The sequence below is a fragment of the Bradyrhizobium sp. CCBAU 51745 genome (assembly GCF_028128715.1).
Classification (GTDB): Bacteria; Pseudomonadota; Alphaproteobacteria; order Rhizobiales; family Xanthobacteraceae; genus Bradyrhizobium; species Bradyrhizobium manausense.
In genome coordinates this window covers 94,074-115,973 of the sequence record NZ_LBJP01000090.1, presented here as the reverse complement: position 1 = coordinate 115,973, position 21,900 = coordinate 94,074, and the positions used below count along the sequence as shown (strand labels likewise).

The following is a 21,900-nucleotide window of genomic DNA, read 5'->3' as shown; positions in this document are numbered from 1 at the left end:
GGCGCCCCGGGCTTCCAATCCCCTGGCACGTCGATTATCGGACAAATCGGAAGATTCTCTAAAGCCGGCTTAAGGGTGGTTAATGATTGGCAAATGCATCGCGGTAGCCCGCGAGCACACCTTCGACCATCGCCTGCTGGGAGAAATGCGCCGAGATGCGCTCGCGCAAGATCGATGCGCGCTGCGCGGTGGCCTGCGCGTCGTCCAGCGCGGCCGCGATCGCCTCAGCCATGGCTTCGGCGTTGCTGGCGGCGAACAGCGCCGGACTGTCGGGCCCGAAAATCTCCGGGATGCCGCCGACGCGCGCTGCGATCATGGGAATGCCGGCCGCACCGGCCTCGATGACAACATAGGGCATGGAATCGCCGCGCGAGGGGACGACCAGCAGTCGCCCCTTGGAAAAGCCGTAACGCGCCTTGACGTGGCCGATGAAGCGGATCGCCTCCTTCAGGCCGAGCCGCTCGACCTGCGCCTTCAGCGCCGCGGTCTCCTCACCGTCGCCGCCAAGCGTCAGCGTGACTTGCCTGCCGCTCTCGCGCAGCCGCGCCACCGCGTCGACCAGGAGGTCCGCGCCCTTGATGTGCCTGAACTCGCCGACATAGCAGAGGTCGGTAGCGTCATCGGCGATAGCGACGGGTTCGAACTCTTCCGGCGTCACGCCGTTGAAGACGCAATGCACCACGCCCTTGGGCGTACCGACGATGCGCTGGTAGGTGTCGCGCGCAAAAGCGCTCTCGAACAGGAACAGATCCGTCGCGTCCATCAGCGAGCGTTCGAGGCGCGCGTAAAATTCCCCCTTCAAGGTGTTGAGCGGATAGTGCAGCGAGCCGCCATGGGGCGTGTAGATGCGAATGGTGTCGTCAGCGCGGCGCCGCGCGCGAACGAAAGCGCCGGCCTTGGCGCCGTGGCCGTGCAAGACGTCGGGCTTGAGCGCGGCAATCAGGCGGCGCATGCGCAACCAAACCAGAAAATCCTCCACCGAGGGTTCCCGGCGGATCGCCATCCGATGCACGCCGAGCTTCAACCGCGGCGCAAGTTCGGCCAGCGCCTTGTCCGCGCGCTCGCCACCGGTGAGGCTGTCGGCGAGAATCCCGACGTGATGGCCGCGGTCGACCTGACCGTTGGCGACGTCGAGGATGTGCCGGAAGATGCCTCCGACGGGCGCGCGTACGGCGTGCAGAATGCGAAGCGGCCGGTCAGGAGAGGGAGGCATGATCAAAACCAGCGCGCGAAACTGGACAAAGTTTCTCGAAATATCGATGCGATTAAGGACCTCTCGTGGTTAACAAACGGTGACGAACGCTTCTGCGTTGCATGCCAGAGGTCGGGATTAACCCAGCGGCAACCTTAATGGAGTGTAATCGGCCTCATTGAGGTACACGAGTGGCTTGCCCTGCGGGAGTGTTCGATGCGTTTAGCGTTCTGGCGTGCCGGCAAGGACAAGGCCGTCATCGAGCGAGCCGTTTCGAACACCAAGCCCCGGGTCGAAGCCAAGCCGGCGCCGATCGTTGCAAGGCAGGCGCCAGCCGAATCCGGTGACGTCGATCTGCATGCGCTCGGCGGCGCGCTCGCGCGCAAGCGCGGCTGGGTCATCGTGCCGACGGTGTTGGCCCTCGTCGCCTCCGTCGCGATCGTCAATCTCATCACGCCGCGCTACAAATCCGAATCGCGCATCCTGATCGACGGCCGCGAGAACGTCTTCCTGCGGCCGAGCAGCGATCGCAGCACGGAGGAGCGGCAGGCACTCGACCCCGAGGCCGTCACCAGCCAGGTGCAGCTTGTGCTGTCGCGCGATCTCGCGCGCGAGATCATCAAGAAGAACAAGCTGGCCGAACGGCCGGAATTCGACCCGGTCTTGCAAGGCATCTCGCCGCTGAAATCGCTCGCGGCGCTGGTCGGCGTCGGCCGCGACCCGTTCTCGATGACACCGGAAGAGCGCGTGCTCGATGCGTACTATGATCGCCTTCAGGCCTACGCCGTCGACAAGTCGCGCGTGATCGTCGTCGAATTCCAGTCGCAGGATCCCGAACTCGCCGCGCGCGTCGCCAATTCGATCGCCGACGGCTATCTCGTGCTCCAGCAGAATGCGCGACAGGACCAGGCGCGCAACGCCAGCCAGTGGCTGGCGGGCGAGATCGAGAACCTGCGCAAAAAGGTCTCCGAGGCCGAAGCCAAGGTCGAGGACTTTCGATCCAAATCGTCACTGTTCGTCGGCACCAACAACACCACGCTGTCGAACCAGCAGATGGGCGAGGTCAACACCCAGCTCAACAATGCGCGCGCGCTGAGGGCCGACGCCGAGTCCAAGGCGCGGCTGATCCGCGAGATGCTCCAGAGCGGCAAGCCGATCGAGGCGTCCGAGGTCGTGAACTCCGAGCTGATGCGGCGCTTGTCGGAACAGCGTGTAACGTTGCGCGCCCAGCTTGCCGAGCAGTCGTCCACGCTGCTCGGCAATCATCCGCGCATCAAGGAACTGAAAGCGCAGCTGAGCGATCTCGATGGTCAGATCCGCGACGAGGCGGCAAAAATCTCGCGCTCGCTTGAAAACGATGCGCGGATCGCCGGCGGCCGGGTCGACGGCCTGACCACGAGCCTCGAGCAGCTCAAGAAGCAGGCGACCTCGACCAACGGCCAGGACGTTCAGTTGCGGGCGCTCGAGCGCGAGGCCAAGGCGCAGCGCGACCTGCTCGAGACCTATCTTGCCAAATATCGCGAGGCCAATACCCGCGAAACCATCGACACCGCGCCGACCGAGGGCCGCATCATCTCGCGTGGCATCGTCTCGAATACGCCGGCCTATCCGAAGAAGCTTCCGATCGTACTGATCGCGACGCTCGCGACGCTGCTGCTGTCCTCTGGTGTTGTCGTCACCGGCGAGCTGCTGCGCCAGACCGCGCCGCGCGCCGTCGCGACGCTCGCCCCCGCGGCGGTTCGTCGCGAGCCTGTTGTCGATCCGGTGGAGACGGTTGCGGCACCGCTCCAGCCGGAGATGACTGATGATGCCGACGTCAGCGAATTGGCCGAAATCGGACAACTGGCCGAGAGCCTGAGGGCTGCCGGTGCAGCTGCGAAGAAGGTCACCGTGCTCGGCACCGCATCGGGCGAGGCGATCACGCTGTCGGCGCTGACGCTCGCACGGCATCTGGCACGCGAGGCGCGCGTCGTCGTGGTCGATCTCGCCGCATCCTCGCTGACGATCGCCGCGGTGTCGGTCGATCCGGTGTCGCCCGGTCTTGCCGAACTGATGCAGGGGCAGGCCTCGTTCGCGCAGATCATTACGCGCGACAAATTCTCGCGGCTGCATCTCGTCCTGGCCGGTCGTCCAGGCTTCGACCAAAGCCTGCTCCAGTCGCCGCGGGTGACGCTCGCAATCGATGCGTTGCTGCGCGCTTACGATTACGTGCTGCTCGACGCCGGTGGCGCTTCCGAATTGCCGGCAGAACTCTTGACGACGAATGCCCGCGCTGTCGTGGTCCCCGACGCGTCGATGGAGGCTGATGCGCGCACGCTCATGTGCGAACAGCTCAAAGCGGTCGGCTTCAGCGAGGTGACGATGTTGAGCCGGCCCGTGCAGCCATCGAACGCCGGTCAAACTGCGCGCGTGGTGGCGGCATAAGTGATCTTACCTCTCCTTGGCGGGAGAGGGTGGACGTCTCCGCGACTTCGGAATCGTAGAGTGGGCAAAGGCGCGCTTGGCCGTGCCCACCATCTCTCTCCGATCGCACGCAGAACGTGGGCACGCTTCGCTTTGCCCACCCTACGACAATTCGTCGCTAACCGAACGCCTGCCTTAGCCGTCGGGCCAGGTCGAACAGCATCTGGTTCTGCTTCACCAGGCGCTTGCCGTGGCTGATCGAGGACATTGCCGCGGCCGCGAGCCTGCCGCGCGGGGTCAGGGGCACGAAGCTGTCGAAGATGTCCTCGTCATCCTTGCAGAACATGCGCTTGTAGTCGTCCGATCCGATGCCGAGGTCGAGGGAGCGGTAGCCGCGCTCGCCGTAGCGGTCGATGATGTAGCGCACCAGGATCAGGCCCGGGCTGTAGCGGGCGTGCTCCGACATCGTGTAGGTGTTGAACATCATCGAGAAGCGCTGGCCGTCGGCAACGCCGGCGAAGATCGCGATCACCTCATCGTCGCATTCCAGCGCATGAATGTCGATGACGTGCCCTTCGCCGCGCGGTGCCAGGCAGGCGCTGCGGATGAATTTCTCGACGACGGGCTCGGCGAAGACGTTGGGCAGCTTCTGCTCAGCCATTCGCGCCGGTTTGACGCGGAAGAACCAGTCGAGCAGGCGGGTGACGTCCGCGTCCGATGTGGCGAGGTGATAGCGGTAGCCGGCAAGCGCCTGGAGCTTCTTCTCCTTGCTCTTGAGCCGGCGGCGGAAGGAATTGCTGATCCGCGAAGTGGGCGGGCCGCCTGGCTCCATGACCAGTACCGGGCAGCCGTTGATTGCGCTCTGCTGCGGCAGGAATGCGAACGGATTTTGCTGATCGTGCCAGCGCTTCGGTTGCTGCGTCAGCGCGAGGACGTCGACCCGGTTGCGCAGCGGTGCGATCAGTGCGTCGAGGTCGCTAGCGACGGTTTGTGCTGCGAACTCGGCGTTCCACAGTCCCATGTTGAAGGTCGTATGCTTGCCGCCCATGAAGCAGGCCGTGCGCACGCCGTGACCTCGGCGCAATGCCAGCGGAAGCAGCGCGAGCGGGTTCTGCTCGGCATCGCGCGCGATCACGATGAAGGGGCGGGCGCCTTCGTGCTCCCCGACCGATCGTTGCCAGGTGCCCAGGAGATCGAACCGCTGATAGGGCGTGAAGAGGTGGCCGGGCTCCTCGAAAGCGCGCCAGACTCTCTCGGCTTCACCGAGATCGGCGACGATATCGACATACGCAATACGGCTGGCTTTGGACCGCGCTGGCGATTCCGCCGTCCGGCTTTGCATCGCCGCAGCCATGGTCATGCGCGAAACCTGTCGAGAAAGCGAAAAATACGTATTTCGGCCTGTGGCCGACCTTTGCAAATAAATGTCAACAAAGGGTAATGACAATGGGGCAGGGAACAGGCTGCCGGCAAAGGCGAAGGTGGGTATTGGCATCCGACGGCAGATGGCTGCAGCGGTTGCGGCTCGAGCTGGCCTGGTTCTCGGGCCGGCCCTTGCTGCGCAGCCGCGGCGCGGGCGCCATCCTGCGCTTCGAGCACGTGCGGCCGCGGCGAAGCGGCGCGTTCCAGCCGCTGCGCGAACACGAGATCACGCCACAATTCCTCGATCGTGCCATTCGCGCGCTGAATCGCTGGGACTATGAGTTTCTCGGTATGGACGAGGTTTGCCGGCGCGCGGTGACACTGCCGGAGAAGCGGCGCTTCGTGGCACTCACCTTCGATGGCGCGCCCAAGGACCTCATCAGCTTTGCCTATCCGGTGCTGGCGCGCCACGCCGTGCCGTTCACGCTCTATGTTCCGACCGCCTTTCCCGACGGCGTTGGAGAAGCGTGGTGGCTTGGGCTTGAGCAGGTGATCGCGCGCGAGAGCCGGATCAGCCTGATGATGGGCGACAGGGAACAGCGCTTCACCATCACTGATAATGCCGAGAAACAGGCACTGTTTTGGCATCTCGAGGGTTGGCTGCGCTCGCTGCCGCCGGCGGATCTCTCGGCCGCGATTGCCGATCTCTGCACACGCTACAGCATCGATCTCGCTGCACTCTCGCGCGAGGCGTCGATGGATTGGGAGGATCTGGCGAGGCTGGCTGCCGATCCGCTGGTCACGATCGGCAGTGCGACCGTGAACTATCCCAACCTCGCCAACATGAAGGATGCGGCGGCGCTGCGCGAGATGACGATGGGCAAGGCGGTGGCGGAAGCCGCGTTTCGCCGTGAGGTCAGGCACCTGGCATATCCGTTCGGCGATCGGTCCTCATTCCGGCGCAGCCACGTCGTGATGGCGGAAGAGGCGGGCTTTGCCAGCGCGGTATCGACCATCCCGGGTATCGTGGATGCGCAAGGGCGCACCAATCTGCGGGCGTTGCCTCGGATCTCCTGGGACGGACGGGTGCGCTCGCTGCGCGTGATGCGGGTGCTGGTGTCGGGCGTTGCCTTCGCACCGGTGAAACCGACGGGCAGCGCTACGAGCTGACGCTACGATGCTTAGGGCCTTCGCAACCGACAAACGCGCAAGCGCGTTTGCGGGGTTACGCCCGGTCCGGCCGCTGCATCCAGCTCACGATCGGCATGGCCGGCAGCACCCAGCCCATGCCGACCACCACGTAGTAGATCGCCTGGCGCCAGCCGGATACGGCGATCCATGGCATCTGCGCCGCCGCCATGCCGAGCAGGGCCCAGACGGTGGCCAGCACCAGCAGCAGAATGGCGCCGAGGAACTTGCGGGTGCGGATCGTCATGGCGGGGACTTGCGGCTTTCGCGTAACTTGCGCTGCGGGAGCGCGGGACTATAAGGGGCACGCAGTCCGGTTCAAGTCCGTTAGTGACAAGGCTTGGTTTGTCCCTGAAATGACGACGATTTCCGCCCCAACCCATCCGCATCGCGCCGTGCGCTGGTGGCTGATCTCCGTGGCCGCCCTGATCGCGCTAATGGTGCTGGTCGGCGGCGCCACACGGCTGACGGAATCCGGCCTGTCGATCGTCGAGTGGAAGCCGGTCACCGGCAGTATTCCACCGCTGTCGGAGGCGCAGTGGACCGACGCCTTCGAGGCCTACAAGAAGATCCCGCAATATCGCGAGCTGAACGCGGGGATGAGCCTGTCCGAGTTCAAAGAGATCTTCTGGTGGGAGTGGAGCCATCGGCTGCTCGGCCGCTTCATCGGCATCGCCTATCTGTTGCCGTTCCTGTTCTTCCTGTGGCGCGGCGGCTTGGCCGGTGAGCTGAAGCGACGGCTGTGGCTGCTGTTCGCGCTCGGCGGCCTCCAGGGCGCGGTCGGCTGGTGGATGGTGGCATCAGGACTCTCTGAAAGGGTCGAGGTGTCGCAATATCGGCTCGCAACACATCTGGTGCTTGCGCTGCTGATCTTCGCTGGCATCGTCTGGACGGTGCGGCGGCTCGAGGAGCGGCCGCAGATTGTCGCGCCTGTAAGGCTGCGCATCACCAGCGCGCTGCTGCTCGTCGTGACCTTCGTCCAGATCTATTTCGGGGCGCTGGTCGCGGGCCTGCGCGCGGGCCGCGCCTACAACACCTGGCCGCAGATCGACGGCGCGTTCATTCCATCGGTCGAGCGGCTGTGGTTCGAGACGCCGTGGTGGCGCAATATGTTCGACAATGTGCTGACGGTGCAGTTCGAGCACCGGATGACGGCGTACCTGCTGTTCACGCTGGCGGCGCTGCATGCGTTCGACGCGGTACGCTCGCGCGCAGGGGCGGCAACGAGGGGGGCGCTCTGGCTGTTCGCGGCGGTCGGCTTGCAGGTGGTGCTTGGTATCCTCACGCTGCTCAACCAGGTGCCGATTGATCTGGCACTGTCGCACCAGGCGGTCGCGATCGCCGTGCTGACATTGGCGGTGATGCAGGCGGAGCGGCTGGCGTCGCGGCAGAGCGCGGAAGCGCAGCCGCGCGCGGTTCCAGTGGGACAGCCGGGCTGATCAGCAATAGCCGTAGACGCCGCACGCATAGGGCAGGCGCCAGAAATAATCGACCTGCTTCCCGCCGTAATACCCGCCCTGATAGTCATAGCTCCAGGGGCGACCATAATAGCCCGGCAACGTATGCGAGCCCGGCAACAGCGGGGTGCCCGGCAGATTGCTGACGTAACTGCCGATGCCATCCGCGGGCGAGATCAGCGCGTCCGGATCGGTCTCGACATAGACCCTTGGCGGCGGAGCTGCGGCCCTTCGCTTCGGATTGGGCGGCAAGTCGGCGGCAAGCGCTGCTGAGGCCGTCAACATCACTGCCAGGGCAGGCACCATCCAGCGCAGCATCATTGGCTCCGAATCAAAGGCGATCCAAGAATGATGTATGCGGCAAATATGGTTAACGACTGTTAACCGGCCGTCGAAACAACGGCTGTCATTCCGGGGCGATGCAAAGCACCGAACTATGGTGCGCAATTGCGCACCTGAGAATCTTGAGATTCCCCGGTGCGCAATTGCGCACCTGGGGTCTGGTCCTTCGGACTGTCCCGGAATGACGGGGCAACTACCCCAGCGCCTGCTCCAGGTCGGCGATCAGGTCTTCCTTGTCCTCGATGCCGATCGAGAGCCGGACCACATCAGGACCGGCGCCCGACTTCACCTTGGCGGCGTCGTCGAGCTGGCTGTGGGTGGTCGAGGCCGGGTGGATGACCAGCGAGCGGGTGTCGCCGACATTGGCGAGGTGCGAGAACAGCTGCAGTTTCGACACCAGATTGACGCCGGCGTCGTAGCCGCCCTTGAGGCTGAAGGTGAACACGGCGCCTGCGCCCTTCGGCGCATATTTGCGTGCGAGCTGGTTGTACTTGTCACTCGGAAGGCCCGCATAGCTCACGGAAGCCACCGCCGGATGGCCGGCGAGGAATTCGGCGACCGCCTTGGCGTTGTCGCAGTGCTTCTGCATGCGCAGCGGCAGCGTCTCGATGCCGGTCAGGATCATGAAGGCGTTGAACGGCGACAGCGCAGGGCCAAGGTCGCGTAAGCCGAGCACGCGGCAGGCGATCGCGAAGGCGAAATTGCCAAAGGTCTCCTGCAGGCGGATGCCGTGATATTCGGGGCGCGGTTCCGACAGCATCGGATATTTGCCGCCGGTCGACCAATCGAAGGTGCCGGCATCGACGATGATGCCGCCGAGCGAATTGCCGTGACCGCCCAGAAATTTCGTCAATGAGTGCACCACGATGTCGGCGCCGTGATCGATCGGGCGGATCAGATAGGGCGAGGCCAGGGTGTTGTCGACGATCAGCGGCACGCCGGCCTTGCGCGCCACCGACGAGATCGCCTCGATGTCGGTGATGCTGCCGGCGGGATTGGCAATGGACTCGATGAAGATCGCCTTGGTGCGCGGCGTCACCGCGCGCTCGAAGCTCGCGATATCGTCGGGATCGGCCCACACCACGTTCCAGCCAAAGCTCTTGAACGCATGCGTGAACTGGTTGATCGAGCCGCCATAGAGTTTTCGCGCGGCGATGAATTCGTCGCCGGGCTGGAGCAATTGCTGCAAAACCACGACCTGGGCGGCATGGCCCGAAGCGACCGCAAGCGCGGCCGTGCCGCCCTCGAGCGCGGCAACGCGCTCCTCCAGCACCGCGTTGGTCGGGTTGCCGATGCGGGTATAGATGTTGCCGAAGGCCTGCAGGCCGAACAGCGAGGCGGCGTGGTCGGCGTCGTTAAAGACGAACGAGGTTGTCTGATAAATCGGAGTGGCGCGTGCACCGGTGGTCGGGTCAGGCTGTGCACCGGCATGCACGGCGAGGGTGGAAAATCCCGGAAGGCGATCGCTCATTGAGGCGTCCTGTTCTTGTGGTCTGAAATCGCGCGGCATGCTGATCGGCGCCGTGGCCGGCGTCAAGCCGCGGCTTCACATCGCAACGATGGTGCTACGCATCGACGCGTTCGCGAAACGAATCCTTCGCAAGTGCGTCAGCTTTGCTCGCTCTTGTTCTTGGCTGCGCGGTCGGAGGCCGCGGTGTCGCCACCGCCGACGCTCATCCGGTTGAGGGAGAGGCGCATGCCCTGCGTCGGCGCCGGCGCCCGCTTGGAGGAGAGCGTACGTGAATTGACGCCCATCCAGGAGATCTCGGACGACAGCCGGCCATATTCGATCTTGGGGCAGCGGTTCATCACGACCTTGATACCGGCCGCTTCCGCCTTTTCAGCTGCCGCATCGTCACGCGCGCCAAGCTGCATCCAGATCACCTTCGGCAGCGGGTCGAGCGTCAGCGCCTCCTCGACCACTGGCATGATGTGGCTGGAGTTGCGGAAAATGTCGATCATGTCGACGGGGCGGCCGACGTCGCGAAGCGAGGCGACGAAGGGCTTTCCGAGCAGCTCCTTGCCGACATGTCCAGGGTTGATCGGGATCATGTCGTAGCCGCGCTGCGCCAGATATTTGAACGCGAAATAGCTCGGCCGCACGTTGACCGGCGAGGCACCGACCATGGCGATCGACTTCACACTGTTGAGGATGCCGCGGATGTAATTGTCGGGATAGGCGTCGTGATTCATGTGATCCTTCATTCGTCATTCCGGGCGGCTCGAAGAGCCGACCCGGAATCTCGAGATTCCGGGTTCGATGCTGCGCATCGCCCCGGAATGACGGCGTAAGAAATAGAATTACTCATCCCGCCAGGTCGGCGTGCGCTTCTCGATGAAGGCGCCGATGCCTTCTTCGGCATCGCGGGCCATCATGTTCTCGGTCATCACCTCTGCCGCATAGCGATAGGCGTCGGCAAGGCTCATCTCGGCCTGGCGGTAGAACGCCTCCTTGCCGAGCTTGACGGTGTAGGCGGATTTCAGCGCGACCTGTTGCGCCAGCGCAATGGCGGCGTCGCGTTCGGTGCCGGCGGCGACCACGCGATTGACGAGGCCGATCTCGCGGGCGCGCGCTGCTGGGACCGGCTCGCCTGTCAGCAGCATCTCCATCGCCTGCTTGCGCGGCACGTTGCGCGACAGCGCCACCATCGGCGTCGAGCAGAACAGACCGATGTCGACACCGGGCGTGGCGAAACTCGCCGCTTCCGAGGCGATCGCAAGATCGCAGCTCGCGACGAGCTGGCAGCCGGCCGCCGTCGCGATGCCCTGGACGGCAGCAACCACGGGCTTGGGCAGATGCACGATCGCCTGCATCATCGCGCTACAGGCATTCATGGTCTCGGCGAAGAAGGCGCGGCCGCGGTCCGGATCGCTGCGGCGGGCGGTCAGTTCCTTCATGTCGTGACCGGCCGAGAAGGCGGGACCATTGGCCGCGAGCACGACGGCGCGGACGGCCTTGTCGTTGCCGATATCATCGAGTTCTGCATGGAGGGTGGCGATCATCGCCGTCGACAGGCTGTTGCGCGCCGCCGGCCGGTTCAAGGTCAGCACAGCGATGGGCCCGACCATTTCGCGCAGCAGAATTGGCTGATGAGGAGTGGGGGCGCGGGCGGCCTGGGTGGACATCGCGGCGTTTCCGATTGGATTATTACGGTTAGATGATGCAGATAACCTAGTGTAGCAGGCGACGTGAAGCGAGGGTGGGGAACGGCATGGCGGCAGCGAAAATGAGCGTGGCGGAGCTCGAGCAGTTTCTCCGCGACGAATTCCCCCAGGCCTTCAGCGGCGACGACATTACGATCGAGAGCGCGGACGGCCAGACCTGCCTTTTACGTCAACGCTACGGCGAGAAGATGCTGCGGCCGGGTGGAACCGTATCCGGCCCAACGCTGATGGCGCTCGCCGATTTCGCCATGTACGTGGTGCTGCTGTCAGCGATCGGGCCGATCGGACTCGCGGTGACCACCAATCTCAACATCAACTTCCTGCGCAAGGGCCAGCCCGGGCAGGACGTGCTGGCGGAGGCCCGCCTGCTCAAGCTCGGCAAGCGGCTTGCGGTCGGGGAGGTCAAGTTGCTGTCCGGGACGTCGCCCGATCCCATCGCCCATGTCACCTCGACCTATTCCATTCCAAATGTTTGAGCTTTTCGAAGGTAATATCGCACCATATTTTTAAGTCATTGATTCTAGTTATGTAAATTCGATCATCGGGCATTGACCGTTGCGCGTCTCTTCTCTAGAAACCCGCCCAGTCCGGCGTGGTGTTCGCGCCGCTATTCCCCGTCCACGGAAACTCTGACATGAAAACCTTTTCGGCAAAGCCGGCCGAGGTGACGAAGAAGTGGGTGCTGATCGACGCCAAGGGTCTGGTCGTCGGCCGTCTCGCCACCATCGTCGCCATGCGTCTGCGCGGCAAGCACCTCCCGACCTACACCCCGCACGTTGATTGCGGCGACAACGTCATCATCATCAACGCGCAGCATGCCGTCCTCACCGGTCGCAAGCGCGAGCAGAAGACCTATTACAAGCACACCGGCTATGTCGGCCACGTCAAGGAGCGCACCGCGCGCCAGATCCTCGAAGGCCGTCACCCCGAGCGTGTGCTCGAGAAGGCCGTCGAGCGCATGATCCCGCGTGGTCCGCTCGGTCGCGTCCAGATGGGCAACCTCCGCGTCTACGGCGGTGCCGATCATCCGCACGAGGCCCAGACGCCCGAGAAGCTTGATATCGCCAAGTTGAACCGCAAGAACACGAGGGCCGCATAATCATGGTCGAATCCATTCAGTCGCTCGACCAGCTCTCGCAGCTCAAGACCGCAGCCGTCGCGCCCGATGCGCCCAAGCACGAGAAGAAGGTCGACAAGTTCAACCGCGCCTATGCCACCGGCAAGCGCAAGGACGCGGTGGCCCGCGTCTGGATCAAGCCGGGCGCCGGCAAGGTCACCGTCAATTCGCGCGAGGTCGAGGTCTATTTCGCTCGTCCCGTGCTGCGCATGATGATCGAGCAGCCGTTCTCCGTGGCCCAGCGTTCGGGCCAGTACGACGTGATCTGCACGGTCGCTGGCGGCGGTCTGTCCGGCCAGGCTGGCGCCGTGCGTCACGGCATCTCCAAGGCTCTGACCTATTTCGAGCCCGAGCTGCGCAGCGTGCTCAAGAAGGGCGGCTTCCTCACCCGCGACTCCCGCGTGGTCGAGCGTAAGAAGTACGGCAAGGCCAAGGCCCGCCGGTCCTTCCAGTTCTCGAAGCGTTAATCGCTTCGGTCACATTCGCCGCGAAAGCGGCTTCAATGAGAAGCAAAAAGGCGCTGATTTCAGCGCCTTTTTTGTTGTTCGTTTGTACGCAAATTGAGCGCGTGTTTCCCGAAAACTTGGGCCCGCGTGAAAACCTGAATGGAACTTGCCGGACCTAGCGTCGCATCTGGAAGGGCGCGCAAGTCGGCTGGGCCGATCGCGTAACTGCTATGTTTAGAAGGGGGCCGACATGATGTCGCTCGATAGCATCACGCTCTATTTGGTCGCCACGATGGTCGCCGCATTGCTCGGCGCCATGATGGTGTTTTTCGGCAAGCAGGAGAACAGCCCCGCGCTGAAATGGTGGGGCACCGCCTATCTGCTCGGCGCGTCCTCTGTCGCGCTGTGGACCGCGACCGGCGACAAGCTCGGCCCGTATCTCTATCTCGCCTTGAACGCGGTCGGCTTCGTCGCCTGCGGCATGGTGTGGAATGCGGCGCGCGTCTTCCACGGCCGCAAGCCGAACTGGCTGGGTCTCGTATTCGGCGCACTGGCCTGGGTCGCGGCCGCCACGCTGCTCGATCCCACCGCCTCGATGCTGCGCATGATCATCGGCGCCGGCATCGTCTCGGTCTATGCGGCCCTGACCGCGAGCGAGCTCTGGGTGGAGCGGCGCAAGAGCCTGCAACGGCGCTGGCCGGCCTTCGTCGTGCCTGTGATGCACGGCTGCGTGCTGATGCTGCCGATCCTGATCGGCAGCTTCCTGCGGCCGCACGATGCCGGTTTCTCCACCAGCGTCTGGGTCACCGTGTTCGCGGTCGAGCTCATCCTCTATGCCGTCGGCACCGTGTTCGTGATCTTCATGCTGGTGTCCGAGCGCACCGTCACCGCGCACCGCACCGCGGCGTCGACCGATCCGCTCACCGGCATGCTCAACCGCCGCGGCTTCTCGGAAGCCTGCGCAAGGATGATCGACCGCGAGGCCAAGGGCGGCCGCCCTGTCACGGTGATGATCTTCGACATCGACCATTTCAAGTCGATCAACGACCGCTTCGGCCATCCCGCCGGCGACGAGATGCTGAAACTGTTCTCGACCATCGTCGTCAACAATTTGCGCATCTCGGACCTGTCTGGCCGCATCGGCGGCGAGGAATTCGCCGCGCTGCTTCCCTGCGCGCTTGAGGAAGGCGTGCTGGTCGCCGAGCGCGTGCGCGAGGCGTTCGAGACATCAGGCGTCGTGGTCGAGGAGGGCCCTGTCGACACCACCGTCAGCATCGGCGTGGCGGGCGGGCCTGCCGGCACCGAGCTCGAAGTGTTGCTGGCCTCGGCCGATACCGCGCTCTACCAGGCCAAGCGCGGCGGCCGTAACCGCGTCGAGGCGGCGGAGGAGCTGCCGCTGTCGCTGGAGAACTGGCGCCGCCAGAGCGCCGCGCGGATTGGCATTCCCAAGGCACAGCCGGCGACGGCCTGAGGTGGTTGGGGCTTGCGGTAATCGTCTGTTTACCATTCGGTTCCTACCATTGCCGTCATGGAATCGATCCGTCGACAGAACCCGCAAGCTGCCCTGATGTCGCTCGAAGCCGCCGCAAGCTCGGCACGCGGCGGTTTCGCCTGTCTGTTCTCGACCGCGGACGAATACGAGACGGCGCTGATTGCCGAGCGCCGCGCCCAGGGGCGCTACATCAAGAGCCGGAGCTATTGGCCGTTCACGTTGTTCCTCGGCTGCGCGCTCGTCGTCGCTGGCACCGCGCTGCTGTTCGCCTGAGAGCGCCGCATTTTCGGCCGGGCAGGGCGCCGTTTCGGCGCCTTTTTCTTTGCTTCCGTCTGCGCTAGACACGGCCACCAAACAATGGGGTGGAAACCGATGATCACCGAGATCGCGAAAATCGACGTCAAGCCGGGCAGCGAGAAGGACTTTGAGGCGGCCGTCGCCAAGGCCAAGGCCGCCTTCGGTCGCTCCAAGGGCTTTCACGGTTTTGAGCTGCACAAGTCGATCGAGAAGCCGCAGCGCTACCGGCTGATGGTGAAATGGGCGACGCTGGAAAACCACACCGTCGATTTCCGCGGCTCCGAGAATTTCACCGAATGGCGCGGCCTGGTCGGCCAGTATTTCGCCTCGCCTCCTGATGTCGAGCACACCGAGACCGTGCTGACGGCCTGAGCTATGGCACGACGCCTTACGCCGCCTCGGCGAGAGGCGGCGCCTCATAGGTCTTGAAATGATCGATCATGACCTTGGCAATGGCGACCAGTGGCAGCGCCAACGCGAGGCCCCAGATTCCGAAGACGACGCCGAGCAGGATCTGGAACGCGAACAGCGTGGCCGGCGGGATGTCCAGCGCCTGGCGCTGCAGCAGCGGCGTCAGCACGTAGCTCTCCATCGCATGCACACCGAGGAACAGGATCAGCGCCGATAGTGCCGAGATCCAGCCCGAGGCGAGGCTCGCCAGCACCACGACGACGCCGGCAATGATTGCGCCGACGGTCGGGATGAAGGCGAGCAGGCCGGCCTGAATCCCCAGGATGAACGAGCCGGGGATGCCGATGATGGCAAGCCCGATCCAGGTCACGACGCCGACCGCGAGCATGACGATCATTTGCGCCATCAACCAGCGCTCCAGCGTTTCGCTGATGCGGTCGATGATCAGAGCAACACGGGTGCGATGCTTCGCTGGTGCCAGGAACAGCAGGCCGTCGTGATAGACGCTTGGTTGGGCGGCGAAGGCGAGCCCCAGAAAGAACACGATGAAGATGTTGCCAACGCCGTGGATGGTGCCGAGAAGCAGCTTGAAGGTCTGGCTGACGATGGCTCCGCCGCTGGAGGCTAGGGCGTCAGCGGCGGGCAGGGGACCGCGCTGCGTCGCGGCTCGCGGAGACGTCGAATCCGGTGGCGTCGAGGCGTCGGATGCCGCATTGCCGAAATCGAAGAAGCTGGTGTCGATGCCATGACGATCCAGCAAGGATTTCACCGAGCCGATCTGCGATTTGATGGTCTTGCTCAGCGCCGAGGCTTGATCGGCAATGGTAGCGCCGCCGAGATAGGCGACGCCCGCGAGCAGGATCGCAAGCACGGCGCAAACCATTGCAAGCCGGACCGCATGGGGAAGGTGGACCAGGCGGCCGAGTGCATTGGTCAGCGCGTTGAGCCCGACGCCGAGCAGCATGCCGGCGAAGATCAGCAGCACGGTGGCGGCAAAATACCAGGTGAAGGCGAGCAGTGCCGTGAACAGCACCACGGCGATACCGCCGACGGCAATAGCCCACGCGAGGTCGGTGCGGGTCCGGGGCCGTTCGTCTCTGGAAATGGTCACATCGGATCCTTTTCAGGCTGCATCGAGCACTCTTCGCAAATTGCCGCCGGCGATCAAGCAGGGGCCGAGCCGATTTGGCCCGGCAGCCGGCCTTAAGGCCAACGCGTCCGGAGCCAAGGGGTGCCTTTTGGGATGCCCTCGGCCCCGATTTGCGCGAAAATAGCATTGCCGTCCCGCGATCCCCTCTGTTGAATTTGTTCCATACGAGGGGCATGTTTGGAGAATCTTCTTGCGGAGAGGTCGGAACGGGAGATGAGAAAGCCGGTCGTCGGCGTGATCGGGAACGCCCATCGCGTCGAAAATCGATTTCAGGTCCAGATGGTCGGTGAGCGCAATCTGCGCGCCGTGGCCGAAGTTTCCGGCGGCTTGCCGGTGATGTTCGCGGGCGCGCCCGACATTACCGATATCGCCGCGCTGCTCGATACCGTGGACGGCATCGTGCTCACAGGGGCCCGAGCCAACGTGCACCCGACCCGCTTCAATGTCGATCCCTGCGAGAAGCACGAGCCCTACGACGTCCACCGCGACGAGGTCGCGCTGGCGCTTTCGGTCGCCTGCGTCGCGCGCGGCATTCCGCTGTTCGGCATCTGCCGCGGCTTGCAGGAGATGAACGTGGCCTTCGGAGGCTCGCTGCATCCCGAGATCCGCGAAATCCCCGGCCGCATGAACCACCGCATGCCCCGGCTCGAGAACGGGGAAATCCATCCCGACCCGACTGTCGTGTTCGCCGACCGCCACGACGTCGACCTCACGCCGGGCGGCGCCTTCGCCAAAATCCTCGGCTGCGAGAAGATCCGGGTCAATTCGCTGCACGGGCAGGGCATCCTTGATCCCGGCAAGCGCGTGCTGATCGAGGGCGTCGCCGAGGACGGCACCATCGAGGCGATCCGCATCGCTGAAGCGCCGAGCTTCGCGCTCGGCGTGCAATGGCACGCCGAATACGACCCGCAGCGCAATCCCATCAACCGAAAACTGTTCGAAGCTTTCGGCGAAGCGATGGTGGCGAAGCAGAAGGCGGCGGCGTAGGGACACAGGCGAGAGGTCGTACGGCACGCTTTCGCCTCCTCGCCATCTCGGATTCTGGATTGCGTCGCTGCTTAAACCAATCGGCAAGAATTGGTTCGCGATGTTTTTGCGATTCCGATTCGTTCTTTGCGAACGAAATGGAGTCAGATGCAGAACGAAAAATAGCAGCCACGCCTTCGCGATTTCGCGACAGATTTCGCCCGAGCTGGGCCTCCTTTCGCGCCCCCTTCGGAATAGAAAGGAGTTGCCCCCCCTTTGCGCACCTATCCGGGAATGACGTTGTCCGCGACATGAGTGCCGCCGTTCGACCCCGCCCATTGCATCGCACAATCGCAATTGCCGGCGACCTCCCTCCGCATTGAGGTTTGTGTGACGGCCACCATATCTTCGGCAAGGGAGCCCTTGCCGTGCAGATCATGAAGGCGGCCCTCGTTGCGGCGATCGGAATCGTCGCTTGTCTTGCCTGTCTCCGTCCCGGCTCAGCGGAGGATCACCGCCGTCTTGCACTCACGGTCACGATCGACGGCGCCATTGGCCCGGCGTCGGCGAGCTATGTGAAGGAGGCGCTGGTCAAGGCAAGCGAACGACGCGCCGAGATCGTGATCCTTCGCTTGAATACGCCCGGCGGCCTGAACTCCAGCATGCGCGAGATCATCGCGGATGTGCTCGCCTCATCCGTTCCTGTCGCCGGCTATGTCGCGCCGCCTGGCGCCCATGCGGCAAGCGCCGGGACCTATATCCTCTATGCGACCCATATCGCAGCGATGGCGCCGGGCACCAATATCGGGGCCGCCACGCCGGTGCAGATTGGCGGGCCGCTTCCGGGCTTGCCGAGCGGTACGCCCGATAAGGACAGCAAGGACAAGAAGGACGAGCCGAAGGACGCGATGACGGCGAAGGTGACGAACGATGCCGTCGCCTTCATCCGCAGCCTTGCCGAGCTGCGCGGCCACAATGCCGATTGGGCGGAGAAGGCGGTCCGAGAAGCCGCCACGCTGTCCGCCAACGGCGCGTTGCAGGCGCATGCCATCGACATCGTCGCGCGCGATGAGGCCGATCTGCTCGGGCAAATCGACGGTCGAATGGTCGAACTCGGCGGCGGCACGACGCAGCGCCTGGCGACCCAGGATGCCGTCATCGAAGCCGTCGATCCCGGCACGATCTCCCGATTCCTGGCTGTCATCACCGATCCCAACGTTGCGTTCATCCTCCTGATGGTCGGCATTTACGGCCTCATCTTCGAGTTCATGTCGCCCGGCACCGTTGCTCCGGGCGTGATCGGGACGATCTGCCTGCTGCTCGGCCTCTACGCCCTCAACATGCTGCCGATCAATTATGCCGGGCTCGGCCTGATGCTGCTCGGCATCGCGCTCCTTGCCATCGAGGCTTTCAATCCCACCGTCGTGATCGGCCTTGGAGGCGTCGTCGCCTTTGTGCTCGGCGCCATCATGCTGGTCCGGGTCGAGTCGCCCAGCTACCGGTTGTCGTGGTCGGTCATCGCCATCGTCGCGGCGATTTTCGCGGGGTTCGTTCTGGTCGTGCTCGGTGCGGTCAGGCGCGCCCGCCGCGGTTCGCCACGCGTCGGCGCGCAGGCGATGCGAGGCTTGATCGCCGAGGTGCTCGACTGGAACGAGAACGAGGGGCACGTCTTTACGCATGGCGAACGCTGGCAAGCGCGCGGCGCCGACACCTTCAAACCCGGAGAGAGGGTCGAGGTCGCCAATATCGTCGACTTGACCCTGGTGGTTCGGCGGCCGAGCGGTGAGGGAGGTCAAGTCTGATGTTCGAATATTCGCTTTATGCAGTGCTTGCGCTGATCATCGTCCTGTTTCTCACCCAGGCCGTTCGCATCCTCAGGGAATACGAGCGCGGCGTGATCTTCACGCTCGGCCGCTTCACCGGGGTGAAGGGTCCGGGCCTCGTCATCCTCATTCCGGTCGCGCAGCAGCTGGTCAAGGTCGACCTCAGGGTGATGGTGCAGGTGGTGCCACCGCAGGATGTGATTTCGCGCGACAATGTCTCGGTCAAGGTCAATGCCGTTCTCTACTTCCGCATCGTCGATCCCGAGCGCGCCATCATCAAGGTCGGCGACTACATGGCCGCGACCAGTCAGCTCGCCCAGACCACGCTGCGCTCGGTCCTTGGCAAGCACGAGCTCGACGAGATGCTCGCCGAACGCGACAGGTTGAACGCCGACATCCAGGAGATCCTCGACAAGCAGACCGATGTCTGGGGCATCAAGGTCACCGGCATCGAGATCAAGGACGTCGATATCAACGAGACCATGGTGCGCGCGATCGCCAAGCAGGCCGAAGCGGAGCGGTTGCGGCGCGCCAAGGTGATCAACGCGATGGGCGAACAGCAGGCCGCCGAAAAGCTGGTCGAAGCGGGGCGGATTCTCGCGCAGGAGCCGCAGGCGATGCAGCTGCGATACTTCGCGGCCCTGCATGACATCGCCGGTGAGCGATCCTCGACCATCGTGTTTCCGCTGCCGACGGGCTTGCTCGATCATTTCACGTCGCGGCATGAGGCGAGGTGAGCGTGGATCGGCGTAGATAAGAGGGCAATGAATATCTCGAATAAACCAATTGTCAGGAATTGGTGCGTGCTGATTTTCGCGATTCCGATTCGTTCTTTGAGAACGAAATGGAGTCAGACGCAGAACGAAAGCTGATGGTATTCAAACGAAAAAAGGCGCCCCGAAGGGCGCCTTTTGCGTGTCGTGATCTCGAGCCGCTTAGCCCGAATAGTACATCTCGAATTCGACCGGGTGCGGGGTCATCTCGAAGCGGGCGACTTCGGTCATCTTCAGTTCGATGTAAGCGTCGATGAAGTCGTCGTCGAACACGCCGCCGTTCTTGAGGAAGCCGCGATCCTTGTCGAGGTTTTCCAGCGCCTCGCGGAGCGAGCCGCATACGGTCGGGATCGCCTTCAGCTCTTCCTTCGGCAGATCGTAGAGGTCCTTGTCCATTGCCGGGCCCGGATCGAGCTTGTTCTTTACGCCGTCGAGGCCGGCCATCAGCATCGCGGCGAAGCCGAGATAGGGATTGGCGAGCGGATCGGGGAAGCGCACCTCGACGCGCTTGGCCTTCGGCGAAGCGGTGTAGGGGATGCGGCAGGAGGCCGAGCGGTTGCGCGCGGAATAGGCGAGCAGCACCGGCGCCTCATAGCCCGGGACCAGACGCTTGTAGGAGTTGGTCGTCGGGTTGGTGAAGGCGTTGATCGCCTTGGCGTGCTTGATGATGCCGGCGATGTAGGACAGGCAGGTCTCCGACAGGTCGGAGTACTTGTTGCCCGCGAACACCGGCTTGCCGTCCTTCCAGATCGACTGGTGCACGTGCATGCCCGAGCCGTTGTCGCCATAGACCGGCTTCGGCATGAAGGTGGCGGTCTTGCCGTAGATGTGCGCGACCTGATGGATGCAGTATTTGTAGATCTGCAGATGGTCGGCCATCAGCGTCAGCGTGTCGAACTTCATGCCGAGCTCGTGCTGCGCCGATGCAACCTCGTGGTGATGCTTCTCGACCTTCACGCCCATCTTGGCCATGGCGCCCAGCATCTCCGAGCGCATGTCCTGCACGGAATCCTGTGGCGGCACCGGGAAGTAGCCCATCTTGGTGCGGATGCGGTGGCCGAGATTGCCGCCTTCATATTCGGTGTCGGAGTTGGTCGGGAACTCCGAGGAATCGAGCCGGAAACCGGTCTTGTAGGGATCGGACGAATAGCGCACGTCGTCGAACACGAAGAACTCGGCTTCGGGACCGACGAACACGGTGTCACCCACGCCCATCGACTTCACCATGGCCTCGGCCTTCTTGGCGATGCCTCGGGGGTCGCGGTTGTAGGGCTCGCCCGTGGTCGGCTCGAGCACGTCGCAGACGATGACCATGGTGGTCTCGGCGAAGAACGGGTCGATCGTGGCCGTGACCGGATCGGGCATCAGGCACATGTCGGACTCATTGATCGCCTTCCAGCCCGCGATCGAGGAACCGTCGAACATCACGCCCTCAGCGAACGTGTCCTCTTCGATCATGGTGACGTCGAAGGTCACGTGCTGCCACTTGCCGCGCGGATCGGTGAAGCGCAGGTCGACGTATTTGACGTCGTTGTCCTTGATCGATTTCAGGACGTCTTTGGCGGTCTTCATGCATACCCCTTTTGGCTCTGCGGGTCGGTTTCCAGATGAGCAAAATTATTCTCGCTTTCGGCGAGTTTTTGCGCGAGCGCACAAACGAAATCAGGCCGCCGAAGCAGCCTTATTTCTTGTCAGAGTGTCGCAAAATGCGAGATAGCACCCGGCTCAGATAGCGTCCAGCCCGGATTCGCCGGTTCGGATGCGGATCGCCTCTTCGATATTGGAGACGAAAATCTTGCCGTCGCCGATGCGCCCGGTTTGCGCGGCGCGGCGGATCGCATCGATCGCGCGCTCGACCAGGTCGTCGCCGATCACGATCTCGATTTTCACCTTGGGCAGGAAATCGACGATGTATTCTGCGCCGCGATACAGCTCGGCGTGGCCCTTCTGGCGGCCAAAACCCTTGGCCTCGGTTACGGTAATCCCCTGGAGACCAACTTCCTGAAGCGCTTCCTTCACCTCGTCGAGCTTGAATGGCTTGATGATGGCTTCGATTTTCTTCACTGCGCGCCTCCCGGCATTTCGATCAAATAGCAACGTCGTCGTCAGGATGCGCTTGTCTCACGCACGATTTGTCTTCGTCATGCCGGGACCTGACCAGCCCGGCAACAACGGCCGGCCACACCCAGAAGATGCCAGTGAGCACGACGAACCGAAGCGGCTTCCTCGAAAGCAGGGTCTATGCCAAGTTGCAAATGCCCTGGATATTGGAGCGTTATCAGCCTTTTAACGTGCATCTCAGATAGGTGGGGCCGG

Annotated in this window: 22 protein-coding genes; 12 read left to right on the top strand and 10 right to left on the bottom strand. The window is 63.6% G+C overall.

Going from position 1 to position 21,900, the window contains the following annotated elements:
* Positions 1–79: 79 nt before the first annotated feature.
* Entirely contained in the window at positions 80–1,213 is a 1,134-nt protein-coding gene (locus XH98_RS32040; RefSeq protein ID WP_271600500.1) for a glycosyltransferase family 4 protein, read from the bottom strand.
* A gap of 195 nt (positions 1,214–1,408) precedes the next feature.
* On the opposite strand from XH98_RS32040, the gene XH98_RS32035 reads away from it, so the two are divergent.
* Positions 1,409–3,616 carry a GumC family protein gene (locus XH98_RS32035; RefSeq protein ID WP_271620986.1) on the top strand — a complete coding sequence of 736 codons (2,208 nt, stop codon included), beginning with the start codon at positions 1,409–1,411 and terminating at the stop codon, positions 3,614–3,616.
* Positions 3,617–3,773: 157 nt separating this feature from the next.
* Here the strand turns inward: XH98_RS32035 and XH98_RS32030 are convergent, their stop codons facing one another.
* Entirely contained in the window at positions 3,774–4,955 is a 1,182-nt protein-coding gene (locus tag XH98_RS32030) for a GNAT family N-acetyltransferase (protein WP_271620985.1), read from the bottom strand.
* A gap of 128 nt (positions 4,956–5,083) precedes the next feature.
* On the opposite strand from XH98_RS32030, the gene XH98_RS32025 reads away from it, so the two are divergent.
* A complete protein-coding gene (locus XH98_RS32025) occupies positions 5,084–6,127 on the top strand; it encodes a polysaccharide deacetylase family protein (RefSeq protein WP_271620984.1) in 1,044 nt (347 codons plus the stop codon).
* Positions 6,128–6,182: 55 nt separating this feature from the next.
* On the opposite strand, the gene XH98_RS32020 is transcribed toward XH98_RS32025, so the two are convergent.
* A complete protein-coding gene (locus XH98_RS32020) occupies positions 6,183–6,392 on the bottom strand; it encodes a DUF2842 domain-containing protein (RefSeq protein ID WP_057756297.1) in 210 nt (69 codons plus the stop codon).
* 109 nt (positions 6,393–6,501) lie between these two features.
* Between XH98_RS32020 and XH98_RS32015 the strand changes: the two genes are divergently transcribed.
* Positions 6,502–7,584 (top strand): COX15/CtaA family protein, encoded by a 1,083-nt coding sequence (locus XH98_RS32015; RefSeq protein ID WP_271620983.1) that lies wholly within the window; start codon positions 6,502–6,504, stop codon positions 7,582–7,584.
* Here the strand turns inward: XH98_RS32015 and XH98_RS32010 are convergent, their stop codons facing one another.
* The 4 genes from XH98_RS32010 to XH98_RS31995 form a co-directional block, all read right to left on the bottom strand.
* The gene (locus tag XH98_RS32010; protein WP_271600505.1) at positions 7,585–7,920 is read right to left on the bottom strand and encodes a hypothetical protein; all 336 of its coding nucleotides are present in this window, start codon (positions 7,918–7,920) and stop codon (positions 7,585–7,587) included.
* A gap of 217 nt (positions 7,921–8,137) precedes the next feature.
* On the bottom strand, positions 8,138–9,415 hold the full coding sequence (locus tag XH98_RS32005; protein WP_220005348.1) for an O-acetylhomoserine aminocarboxypropyltransferase: 1,278 nt from the start codon (positions 9,413–9,415) through the stop codon (positions 8,138–8,140).
* A gap of 137 nt (positions 9,416–9,552) precedes the next feature.
* On the bottom strand, positions 9,553–10,137 hold the full coding sequence (locus XH98_RS32000) for a CoA-binding protein (RefSeq protein WP_271621058.1): 585 nt from the start codon (positions 10,135–10,137) through the stop codon (positions 9,553–9,555).
* Between the two features lie 108 nt (positions 10,138–10,245).
* Positions 10,246–11,070 carry an enoyl-CoA hydratase gene (locus XH98_RS31995; RefSeq protein WP_271620982.1) on the bottom strand — a complete coding sequence of 275 codons (825 nt, stop codon included), beginning with the start codon at positions 11,068–11,070 and terminating at the stop codon, positions 10,246–10,248.
* 86 nt (positions 11,071–11,156) lie between these two features.
* Here XH98_RS31995 and XH98_RS31990 point away from each other — a divergent pair, with 86 nt between their 5' ends.
* The 6 genes from XH98_RS31990 to XH98_RS31965 all read left to right on the top strand — a co-directional run bounded on the left by XH98_RS31990 (position 11,157) and on the right by XH98_RS31965 (position 14,833).
* Positions 11,157–11,585 carry a PaaI family thioesterase gene (locus XH98_RS31990; protein WP_057756285.1) on the top strand — a complete coding sequence of 143 codons (429 nt, stop codon included), beginning with the start codon at positions 11,157–11,159 and terminating at the stop codon, positions 11,583–11,585.
* A 158-nt stretch (positions 11,586–11,743) separates the two neighbouring features.
* Positions 11,744–12,208 carry a 50S ribosomal protein L13 gene (gene rplM / locus XH98_RS31985; protein ID WP_057756282.1) on the top strand — a complete coding sequence of 155 codons (465 nt, stop codon included), beginning with the start codon at positions 11,744–11,746 and terminating at the stop codon, positions 12,206–12,208.
* 2 nt (positions 12,209–12,210) lie between these two features.
* Positions 12,211–12,693, top strand: a complete 483-nt coding sequence (gene rpsI / locus XH98_RS31980) for a 30S ribosomal protein S9 (protein WP_271600509.1) — start codon at positions 12,211–12,213, stop codon at positions 12,691–12,693.
* A 229-nt stretch (positions 12,694–12,922) separates the two neighbouring features.
* The gene (locus tag XH98_RS31975) at positions 12,923–14,143 is read left to right on the top strand and encodes a GGDEF domain-containing protein (protein WP_271600510.1); all 1,221 of its coding nucleotides are present in this window, start codon (positions 12,923–12,925) and stop codon (positions 14,141–14,143) included.
* Between the two features lie 57 nt (positions 14,144–14,200).
* A complete protein-coding gene (locus XH98_RS31970) occupies positions 14,201–14,437 on the top strand; it encodes a hypothetical protein (RefSeq protein WP_057756275.1) in 237 nt (78 codons plus the stop codon).
* A 99-nt stretch (positions 14,438–14,536) separates the two neighbouring features.
* Positions 14,537–14,833, top strand: coding sequence for an antibiotic biosynthesis monooxygenase family protein (locus tag XH98_RS31965; RefSeq protein WP_271620981.1), 297 nt, complete (start codon positions 14,537–14,539; stop codon positions 14,831–14,833).
* A gap of 16 nt (positions 14,834–14,849) precedes the next feature.
* On the opposite strand, the gene XH98_RS31960 is transcribed toward XH98_RS31965, so the two are convergent.
* Positions 14,850–15,983 carry an AI-2E family transporter gene (locus tag XH98_RS31960; protein ID WP_271620980.1) on the bottom strand — a complete coding sequence of 378 codons (1,134 nt, stop codon included), beginning with the start codon at positions 15,981–15,983 and terminating at the stop codon, positions 14,850–14,852.
* A gap of 252 nt (positions 15,984–16,235) precedes the next feature.
* Between XH98_RS31960 and XH98_RS31955 the strand changes: the two genes are divergently transcribed.
* The 3 genes from XH98_RS31955 to XH98_RS31945 all read left to right on the top strand — a co-directional run bounded on the left by XH98_RS31955 (position 16,236) and on the right by XH98_RS31945 (position 19,548).
* Positions 16,236–17,009 (top strand): gamma-glutamyl-gamma-aminobutyrate hydrolase family protein, encoded by a 774-nt coding sequence (locus tag XH98_RS31955; RefSeq protein WP_057756266.1) that lies wholly within the window; start codon positions 16,236–16,238, stop codon positions 17,007–17,009.
* Positions 17,010–17,416: 407 nt separating this feature from the next.
* Entirely contained in the window at positions 17,417–18,790 is a 1,374-nt protein-coding gene (locus tag XH98_RS31950; protein WP_271600512.1) for an NfeD family protein, read from the top strand.
* A complete protein-coding gene (locus XH98_RS31945; RefSeq protein WP_442868663.1) occupies positions 18,790–19,548 on the top strand; it encodes a slipin family protein in 759 nt (252 codons plus the stop codon). The genes XH98_RS31950 and XH98_RS31945 overlap by 1 nt, the downstream gene beginning before the upstream one ends.
* A 198-nt stretch (positions 19,549–19,746) precedes the next feature.
* Here XH98_RS31945 and glnA read toward each other — a convergent pair whose 3' ends face one another.
* A complete protein-coding gene (gene glnA / locus XH98_RS31940; protein ID WP_057756260.1) occupies positions 19,747–21,156 on the bottom strand; it encodes a type I glutamate--ammonia ligase in 1,410 nt (469 codons plus the stop codon).
* A gap of 153 nt (positions 21,157–21,309) precedes the next feature.
* Positions 21,310–21,648 carry a P-II family nitrogen regulator gene (locus tag XH98_RS31935; RefSeq protein WP_007603495.1) on the bottom strand — a complete coding sequence of 113 codons (339 nt, stop codon included), beginning with the start codon at positions 21,646–21,648 and terminating at the stop codon, positions 21,310–21,312.
* Between the last annotated feature and the right edge of the window lie 252 nt (positions 21,649–21,900).